The 8,954-nt window shown below is 71.6% G+C and carries 7 protein-coding genes; 3 read left to right on the top strand and 4 right to left on the bottom strand.

Annotated features, from left to right (window positions below; translation table 11 throughout):
* Positions 1 to 236: 236 nt before the first annotated feature.
* Both VGR37_21225 and VGR37_21220 read left to right on the top strand, forming a co-directional pair.
* Entirely contained in the window at positions 237 to 1,271 is a 1,035-nt protein-coding gene (locus VGR37_21225; protein ID HEV2149934.1) for a glycosyltransferase family 2 protein, read from the top strand.
* Positions 1,272 to 1,383: 112 nt separating this feature from the next.
* Positions 1,384 to 2,715, top strand: a complete 1,332-nt coding sequence (locus VGR37_21220) for an O-antigen ligase family protein (protein HEV2149933.1) — start codon at positions 1,384 to 1,386, stop codon at positions 2,713 to 2,715.
* Positions 2,716 to 2,811: 96 nt separating this feature from the next.
* On the opposite strand, the gene VGR37_21215 is transcribed toward VGR37_21220, so the two are convergent.
* The 4 genes from VGR37_21215 to VGR37_21200 form a co-directional block, all read right to left on the bottom strand.
* Positions 2,812 to 4,098, bottom strand: a complete 1,287-nt coding sequence (locus VGR37_21215) for a glycosyltransferase family 4 protein (protein HEV2149932.1) — start codon at positions 4,096 to 4,098, stop codon at positions 2,812 to 2,814.
* Positions 4,074 to 4,859, bottom strand: coding sequence for a class I SAM-dependent methyltransferase (locus VGR37_21210; GenBank protein ID HEV2149931.1), 786 nt, complete (start codon positions 4,857 to 4,859; stop codon positions 4,074 to 4,076). Before VGR37_21210 ends, VGR37_21215 begins: the two co-directional genes overlap by 25 nt.
* A gap of 79 nt (positions 4,860 to 4,938) precedes the next feature.
* Positions 4,939 to 5,895 (bottom strand): glycosyltransferase family A protein, encoded by a 957-nt coding sequence (locus tag VGR37_21205; GenBank protein HEV2149930.1) that lies wholly within the window; start codon positions 5,893 to 5,895, stop codon positions 4,939 to 4,941.
* Between the two features lie 50 nt (positions 5,896 to 5,945).
* Positions 5,946 to 7,424 (bottom strand): oligosaccharide flippase family protein, encoded by a 1,479-nt coding sequence (locus VGR37_21200; protein HEV2149929.1) that lies wholly within the window; start codon positions 7,422 to 7,424, stop codon positions 5,946 to 5,948.
* A 414-nt stretch (positions 7,425 to 7,838) separates the two neighbouring features.
* Between VGR37_21200 and VGR37_21195 the strand changes: the two genes are divergently transcribed.
* On the top strand, positions 7,839 to 8,954 hold a 1,116-nt coding region (locus tag VGR37_21195), incomplete at its 3' end, for a glycosyltransferase (GenBank protein HEV2149928.1).

The following is an 8,954-nucleotide window of genomic DNA, read 5'->3' as shown; positions in this document are numbered from 1 at the left end:
CCTCCGCGGCGGGGCCGCGGACGGAGCCCGTCTGTGGCCCGGGCGCAACAGATGTCGGTCGGTACCGGCGCATGCAATACGGTGTGCGGGGGCCCCGGCGGGCGGGGAGCGCGGGAGAGGCCGCGCAGACGCCCGGCCGGGGTGGCAAGATCCATGCACCAGGGGGGGTCGCGCACCCTCGCCCGGACACCCGCCCGGGCGGCAGGTCCCGTCCCGATCGCACACGCGGAGAGCCCTTGTCCTCCATCACCGTCGTCATCCCCACCTACGACCGGGCGGGCTGGCTTCCCGCAACCGTTGCGTCGGTGCTACAGCAGACGCGCCCGCCCGACGAAGCCCTGATCGTGGACGACGGCTCCCGCGACGACACGGAGGCGGTCTGCCGCGCCTTCCCCGCGCCGGTGCGCTACGTCCGGCAGGAGAACGCCGGGGTGTCCGCCGCGCGCAACCGTGGGGTCCGCGAGGCGAGAGGGGAGTGGGTGGCGTTCCTGGACTCCGACGACCTCTGGGAGCCCACCAAGCTGGAGGTGCAGCTCGCGGCGCACGAGGCGGCCCCGGAGGCCGGGTGGTCCATCACGGAGTGCGTGCTGGTGGACGGCGACGACCGGCCGGTGCCGGGAGCGCGGGGGCTGGAGAGCGCGGTGCCGGTGTTCCGCGACGTCGGGCGGACCTGCCGCGAGTGGCTCGCGGGAGCGCTTCGGGAACTGCAGGTCGAGGCCGGCGGCGCGCGGCACGACGTCTTCGTGGGTGACGCCTACGGGCTCCTCTTCGAGGGGAACGTGGTGCTCCCCTCCGCGGCGATGGTGCGGCGCGACGTCTTCCTGCGCTCGGGCGGCTTCGACGAGGCGCTGCGGGTGGCGGAGGACACCGAGCTCTTCCACCGCCTGGGCGCGGCGTCCCCCATGGCCGCGGTGATGTCGCCGCTGCTGCGCTGGCGGGTGGGCCACGAGGAGCGGCTGACCGCGAACGCCAACACGCGCGACCTGGTGCGCAACGCGCTGCTCAGCAACGAACGGGCGGCGCGGCTGCGCAGCCCGCTCTCCCCCGAGGAAGAGCGGGCCCGGCGCGCCGGCCGCCAGAGGCTCCTCCTCCGCCTGGGCTACCTGCACCTCTCGCTCATGGAGCAGCGGGAGGCGCGCACCGCCGTCCGGGACGCCTGGCGGCAGGGAGCGGCGATCTCCCGCCGCTCCGTGGGGATCTACGGCGGCAGCCTGCTCCCCACCTCCATGCTCCGCGGCCTCCACCTCCTCAAGCGGGTCCTGAATGGCTGACGCGTCGCTTCCCGGGTATCGTCCGCTTCCCGGCCAGCACTCCGGCGGACTCCGCCCCGCCCCGACGGGCGCGAGGACACGGCGGGGCTCGCCTCCCCGGCGGGTCCGGGACGTGTGGAGCGCGACCCCGCTGGCGATCTGGAACTTCATCAGGAAGGAGCCGGCGTCGTTCTGGTTCCTCAACCTGTACATGTTCTTCGAGTACGTTCGCCCGCAGCAGATCTACACCTCCATCAACGTTCTGCCCTGGGCGCAGTCGCTTCTCATCCTGGCGGTCCTGACCGCGCTGCTCGAGGGCAAGCTGGCCCGTTTTCCCACGATCATCTCCGCCCTGCTGGGCTTCTACACGCTGGTGCTCGTGGCGTCGTCCGTCACGGCGTACTCCACGGAGGCTTCGTTCGCGGGCTACTCCGTGTACGTGAACTGGATCGTGGTCTTCATCCTCATCACGAACGTGGTGACGACGGAGCGGCGCTTCTTCGTGTTCATGCTCGCGTTCCTCCTGTACAGCTTCAAGATGTCGCAGCACGGGGCGCGCTCCTGGATGTCGATCGGCTTCGGATTCCGCGACTGGGGTGCGACGGGCGGCCCCGGATGGTTCCACAACTCCGGCGAGTTCGGGATCCAGATGTGCATCTTCTTCCCCCTGGCGGCCGGGTTCGTCATCGCCATGTGGAAGCACTGGGGGAAGTGGCAGAGGCTCTTCTTTCTCTTGTTTCCCGTCACGGCGGTCATGAGCATGATCGCCTCCTCCTCCCGGGGTGCGCTGGTGGGGGGGGCGCTGACGCTGGCGTGGATGGTGGCACGGTCCAGGCACCGGTTCCGGGTGCTGGTGCCGGCGGCCCTCGCCGTCGCCCTGGTCGTCGCCGTGACGCCCGAGGAGCAGAAGGAGCGCTTCAGGAGCGCGGGCGAGGACGAGACGTCCACCACGCGCATCACGTACTGGAAGCACGGGCTGGAGATCGCCGCCGACCACCCGGTGCTCGGGATCGGATATGCGAACTGGCTCCCCTACTACAAGTCGTACTACAACCCGGCCGGCCAGCTCCCGCACAACATCTTCATCGAGGCGGTGGCGGAGCTCGGCTATCTGGGGCTGGCCGCGTTCGTCCTGCTGATCGGCGCGACCTTCGTGGTGAACTTCAAGACCCGCAAGGTCCTCCGGACCCTTCCCGGGGACCACGCGTTCCTTCACCAGATGGCGCATGGCCTGGACGGGGCGCTGATCGGGTTCCTCGGGAGCGGCTTCTTCGTCACCGTGCTCTACTACCCGTTCTTCTGGATCAACCTGGCCATGACGGTCGCGCTGCACGTGTGCGCCGTGAACAAGGCGCGGGAGATCCGGGCCGGCGGTGGTACGACGGCCTCCCGCCCGGTGCCTGTGCCGGCCCACGGACCCCGGACGGGGCGGGGCGGCTACTACCGGTCCGGGTCCGTGGCCTGATCCTCGAGGGCGGGCGGGCTCGGCGGGGGAAAGAAGATCGGGCGCCCGGGAATCCCGGGCGCCCGACTGCGTCTTCGCCTGTCGCCCTGCCCCCGTTCAGGGGCCGGGCAGCGGGAGGAGCGAATCGAGCCTCTCCTCGATCCGCCTCCAGTCGAACCGCTCCGCCACGTGGGCGCGGCCGGCCGTGCCCAGCACGCGGCGCCGGACGGGGTCCCCGAGCAGCGCCAGGCAGCTGTCGGCCATGGCCCGCGGGGTGTCCGCGAACTCCAGGTCCACGCCGCCGCGCAGCGACAGCCCCTCCGGCCCGAAGCGGGTGCTCACCAGCGCCTTTCCGTGCGCCAGCGCCTCCAGGATCTTGATTCGCGTGCCGCCTCCCGTGCGGACCGGGGTGACGACCACGGCCGCCGCGGCGTAGAACGGCGCCAGCTCCGGCGGCGACTCCGCCACCGCGCACCGGGAGTCGGCGAGCACCGGCGCCAGGTGCGCCCCGCTGCCGAAGCCCGCCACCTGGAAGCGCACGTCGGGGCGAGCCTCCCAGACCAGCGGCAGCACCTCGCGGGCAAACCAGGTCACCGCGTCCACGTTGGGCGGGTACCCCAGGGTGCCCACGAACAGGAGCGTGTCGGCGCGCTCGGGTGCCGGGGCCGGCGCATCCGGCACGGAAACGCCGTTGGGGAGCACCGCCACGCGCTCGCGCACCGCGGCAGGGAAGAATCGGCGGTCCTCGTCCTTGGCCACGAGCACGCGGGTGAAGCGCAACGGCAGCGAGCGCTCGTACGCGCGCTCCTGGGCGGCGCGCAGCACGTCCAGCGGCTTCCGCGGGTACCACCCGCGCTGCCGCAGCTGCTGCCGGGAGATGACGCTCAGCAGGTCGTCGACGTCCACCACGATGCGCTCGAAGCCGGCCGCGCGCGCGTGCTCGGCCATCCACGACTGGGAGGCGAAGACCACGTCGACGTGCCTCTCGCGGCGCACCTTCGCCAGCTCGCTCACCAGCGCGTCCGACCACCAGTACAGCAGGGCATCGGGGAGGGGAGAGCGGACGAGCCCCCGGACGGCGCGCAGCGCGCGGACCAGCCGGGGCGCGGGGGCCCCGACGGGCTGCATCCCCCGGCAGGTGGAGGGAGGGACGAACAGCACCCGGGCGCAGCCCGAGGCGGCAAGGAACGCCCGCTGCGCCTCGGGGGGCGGCGGGTCGTCCAGCGCGGCGACCGTCACCTCGTGCGTGCGCGCCAGCCCCCGCGCCACGTGGAAGGAGCGCTGGCGCGCGCCCACGTTGGTGGGCCAGGGGAACTGCTTGGCGAGGAAGAGCACGTGTGCGCGGTCCTCCCCGCGGCAGGCGCCGCCCGCCGCGGGGATCAGGGCTTCCGCAGGACCAGGCATTGCGCCGCAGCCGGGTAGTCGCCGACGAGCAGCTCGTCCAGCCGGGCGAGCACCCTCTCGGCGGAGAACTCGTCGAAGCCGTACAGCTCCGCGGGAGTGCCCTGCTCCAGCTCGAACGGCGCCTGATCGAGCAGCCAGCGGAGGTCCACGTTCGTGCCGTAGCGGTTCCGCTCCTCCGTGGTGAACGGCCTGATGTTGAGGAACAGGTCCACGGTCATCACCAGGCGGCCGCCGGGCCGGAGCACCCGGAAAGCCTCGCGGACCGCGTTGGCGATCTCATGCTCGGGGAGATGCTCCAGCACGCTGATGCTGAAGACCAGGTCGAACGACTCGTCCGCCAGGCCCGCGGCTTCGAGCACGGTGTTGCGCAGCTCCACGGTCGTCCCGAACAGCCCGTTCAGGCGCCGCATGGACGCGGCGTCGCAGGGCCAGCCGACGCCGGTGGCCTCCATTCCCGGATCGACGTTGACCACGCGGCACCCCAGACGGGAGAGCACGAACTGGAAGCCGCTGAGCCCCCCCCCGATCTCCAGCACGTCGAGGCCCGGCCGGGGCTCCGCCGCGTGAAAGGCCCAGGGGTACTCGAATGCGCGGGTGTTGTTGTTGGGCTGGATCGAGAACGGCCCGCGCAGCCGGGTCAGGACCGACCGGGGAAGGAGGCGGCCGAGCAGCCCCTCGGCGCGCAGCTGCGCGCCGAAGGGAGCACCGTGGGCGCGGTTCCAGCGGACGAAGTCGTCGGGGGCGTGGCGGCGAGCGAGCATCGGGACGGATCCAGGGCGTGAGGAGAGAGGCCGATCGGGTCGGTTGGGAAGCTCGGGCTCGGGCAGGCGGTGCCCCGCCCTACCCCGTGGCGGCGCGCTGCGAGCGCGCCGCGTGCAGCCGCTCGCGCAGCAGGTACAGGCCGCGCAGCGGTCCGGGGACGATCCGCAGGAGCGCGAGCACCAGGGACACCTTGAGGTTGCGGCGGGTGGAAAGGGCCCTCGCCTCCCGCAGCTTCTGGACGGCGGTCCGAATGTCCCCGGCGCGGAAGGCGTCCTTGCCGTCCTGGAGCGCCAGCTTCGAGTGGACCCAGGCGCGCTGCCGCTCCAGCACCTCCCGCTCGCCGGGCTCCAGCTCCATGGTGCGGCCCACCTTGTCGAGCACCCGCGCCAGGTTCTCCAGCATCGGCCGATGGCTGCTCGTGTGGCTGCCGGGCCGGTAGCGGTAGTAGGCCAGCACCCGGTCGTTGTACACGATGCGGCCGCCCCGGTGGAGGATCCGCAGCCAGAGCTCGAAGTCCTCGGCCATCCGCAGCTCCGGGTCGTACATCCCCGCCGCTACGACGGCGTCCATGCGGGCGGTCACCCCACCGTACACCTGGCGCTCCCGCGCAAGCACCCGGCCGAAGGTGATCTCCCCACCCACCGGGTACTGTTCCGAGTACCGCTGCTCCGGCCCGCCCCCGAAGCGGAGCGCGTCGGGGTACACCACGTGGACGGACGGGTCCGCATCCAGCACCGCCACCTGCGAAGCGAGGTACTCCGGGTGCCACCTGTCGTCGCTGTCGAGCATGGCCACGTAGCGCCCCCGCGCCACGGCCAGGGCGTTGTTGCGGGCGGTGCTGACCCCCGCGTTCTCCTGGCGGAGGTAGCGGATGCGCTCCGAATACGGCTCCAGCTCCCGCTCCAGCAGCTCCGTGTCGGGGGAGCCGTCGTTGACCACGAGAACCTCGTAGTCCGAGAAGGTCTGCGCCAGGACGGAGTCCAGCGCGTCCGCCACGAACGCCGCCGTGTTGTACACGGGGATGATGATGCTCACGGCGGGCGGGGCCGACGCCTCCACGCGCCCCCCGGCAGGCGGGTAGGCACTCACGCCCGCGACGCCCCCAGCGCGAGCCCGACCCGCGAACGCGCGAAGAAGGAGCGGACCCAGCTCCGCTCCGCCGGACCCAGGATGTGCCGGTACACCAGCGCCGTCGCGGCCAGCATGAGAAGCGTGCTCCAGGCGAGCGAGCCGGGGAGGTGGTCCGGCTGCACGGCCCAGCGCAGCGCCACCGCGGCGCCGAAGATCCCGTACAGCCGGGCGATGGCGCCCCACCCGTACTGGATGGGGTAGTGCCGCTGGGCCGAGCGGTACGTCCAGAAGAAGCGCAGCGCGTACGCGACGACGGTGGCCGAGGTCGCCCCGACGATGCCGAACCGTGGAACCAGGAGAAAGTTCAGCACCAGGGTGGACACCACCGCCAGGAAGGCGATGTGCCCCAGCGCCCGAGTGTTGCTGCTCACGAAGAGGCCCAGGGTCACGTAGCTTACCCAATGGGAGAACGTCTGGGCAAGGAGCAGGAGCGGAACGAACCGGTAGGCCGGGAGGAAGGCGGGATCGGACATCACGCCCAGGAAGTCCTTCACGAACAGCGAGATGCCCAGCGCCCCCAGCCCCACCGCCACGTTCATGTAGAGGAACACCCGCGCGTACACCTCCTTTGCGTCGGAGCGCTTCGCCACCTCGTAGCGGTGCGGGTCCCACACCAGGTCGAACGGGGAAAACGCGAGCGCGCTCAGCATGAAGGCGAACTTGTACGCCAGCGAATAGATCCCCACCTCGGCGGTGCCGACGTAGTGGTTCAGGAAGAAGCGGTCCGAGAAGACCAGGACGAAGCTCCCCAGCGTCCAGAGCACCATGGGGCTCCCGAAGCGCACCATCGCCCCGAAGCGGTCCGCCGAGAAGCGGAGCCCCACCTCGCGGACCAGGTACACGCTGAGCACCACCGCCATGACGGCGCCCGTGATCAGGCCGCTCAGCAGGACGCCCAGCACCCCCATCTGGAAGTAGACGACGAACAGGATGCTGAGCGAGAGGTTGAGGACCAGCCGCGCGACGTTCCGCGTGACCACCCGCCCCGCCTGCTGTCGGGCGCGGAGCAGCATCATCGGGACGTGCTCGCAGCTCTGGAACAGGTACGTGAGGAAGAAGATCCGCAGGTACAGCGGGTCCGCGCCCTCGCCGATCACGAGGCGGGTGAGCAGCGGCGCGAGCAGCAGCCCGAGCGCGGCGGTCACCGCGCCGAGCACGGCCGTGCTGATGCCGGCCGTGCTGATCACCCGGTTCTTGGCCGTCGCGTCGTCCGCGTCCGAGTAGAACTTGAAGACGGCCGCACCGATGCCCATCCCCGCGATCATCCCGATCACGTCGATGGTCATCGACAGCAGCTCCAGCACCCCGTAGTCCGCCGGGGTGAGATAGCGGGTGTACACGGGGAGCATGATGAAGCTGGCGAGCTTCCCCACGATGATCCCCGCCCCGTAGATCGCCGACTGCTTCCCCAGGCTCTTTGTCTTGCCGGTCATGAACGCCGAAAATCCTTGTCGGCTGCGGACGAGTGCTCCCGTGCATCCCTGGAGGTGAGGCCCGGATGGAAGGCGGGCGCCCTCGCGGAAGCGGCGCCCGCAGCGGCAGGTAGCATACGCTGTTCCGTGCCGCCGGCCGCTGCCGCGGGGCTCCGGCACCGGCCCTGGCAGCAGAGTTCGTGCGAGCCTCGCCGACGCGCACCCCCCGGGGCGCCGCGGTCGTGTTGCATCCGTCCAACACCCAAGCGGCATGGATGCCACAGCGAGGGGTCCCGCCGGAAAGCCCCGGCAGCCCCGTCACGGGCTTGCGAGGGTCCGCAGCCCCGGCGAGGTTCTGGTATGCCCCCTGCCCACGGGGCGGGCACCGGCAGCATGAGCGCCCGCCCTCGCAGCAAGTTCACCGGAGCCGAAGCTTTGACCGAGCCGCGCGACGCACGGCGCAGGACCATACTCCACCTGATCGACATGGCGGGCCCCGGCGGGGCGGAGACCATCCTCTTCAACCTGGCCACCGGGCTCCCCCGCGAACGGTGGCGGCCGGTGGTGGCGGTGTCCGAAGCGGGGTGGCTGTCGCAGGCCCTCCAGCCGGAGGGGATCGATCCGCTGATGGTCGCCCCGCAGAGGGCGTTCGACCTCCCCTACCTGCGCGCACTGCTGGGGGTGGTGCGGCGGCACCGGGTGGAGCTGATCCACGCCCATCTCCTCGGCCCCAGCGTGTACGGGAGCCTTGCCGGGCGCCTCAGCGGCGTCCCGGTGGTCTGCACTTTTCACGGCCAGGCCGACGTGGCGCCGGACGAGTCACACCGCGCCGCCAAGTTCCGCATCATCGACCGCCGCAAGAACCGGGTCGTCTTCGTCTCCGAGTCGCTCCGGCGGAGCGTGCTCGGCGAGAACCGCCTCGACCCGGCGCGCACCCGGGTCATCCACAACGGGATCGATGCCCGGACGTTCCGCCCCGGCTCCGACTCGGAGCTGCGGCGGGAGCTGGGGATCCGGCCCGGCGAGGTGCTGGTGGGGGCGGTGGGCAACCTGCGCACGGCAAAGGCGTACCCGGACCTGCTGCAGGCGGCAGCGCTGCTGCGGCAGCGCTCCGAGATGTACCGCTTCGTCATCGTCGGAGACAACCGGGGCCGCATGTACCAGGACCTGCTCGCCCTGCGCGACCGTCTGGGCCTGCGCGACAGCGTGCACTTCGCCGGGTTCAGGGACGACGTGCCCCGGATCATGAACAACCTGGACATCTACGCGATCAGCTCGCACACGGAAGGGTTCTCCCTTTCGACCGTGCAGGCGCTCGCGTGCGGCGTGCCGACGGTGGCGACGCGCTGCGGCGGTCCGGAGGAGATCGTCGAGGACGGTGTCAGCGGGGTGCTGGTGCCCACGCGCGATCCGGCGGCGCTGGCCGGCGCGATCCACGACCTCGCCGGGGACCCGGACCGGCGCGCGCGACTCGCGCGGGCCGGACGCGCCCAGGTGGAGGAGCGCTTCAGCACCGAGGCCATGGTCGCGAGCTACCAGGCCGTGTACGAG

Source organism: Longimicrobiaceae bacterium (assembly GCA_035936415.1).
Lineage (GTDB): Bacteria > Gemmatimonadota > Gemmatimonadetes > Longimicrobiales > Longimicrobiaceae > JAFAYN01.
Note: the sequence above shows the minus strand (reverse complement) of the source record. Positions and strands in the feature narration are given on the sequence as shown.

Excerpts from the sequence above, each read along its gene's own strand:
- VGR37_21210 (HEV2149931.1), bottom strand. The coding sequence starts at position 4,859 with ATGCTCGCTCGCCGCCACGCCCCCGACGACTTCGTCCGCTGGAACCGC.
- VGR37_21200 (HEV2149929.1), bottom strand. The coding sequence starts at position 7,424 with ATGACCGGCAAGACAAAGAGCCTGGGGAAGCAGTCGGCGATCTACGGG.
- VGR37_21215 (HEV2149932.1), bottom strand. The coding sequence starts at position 4,098 with ATGCCTGGTCCTGCGGAAGCCCTGATCCCCGCGGCGGGCGGCGCCTGC.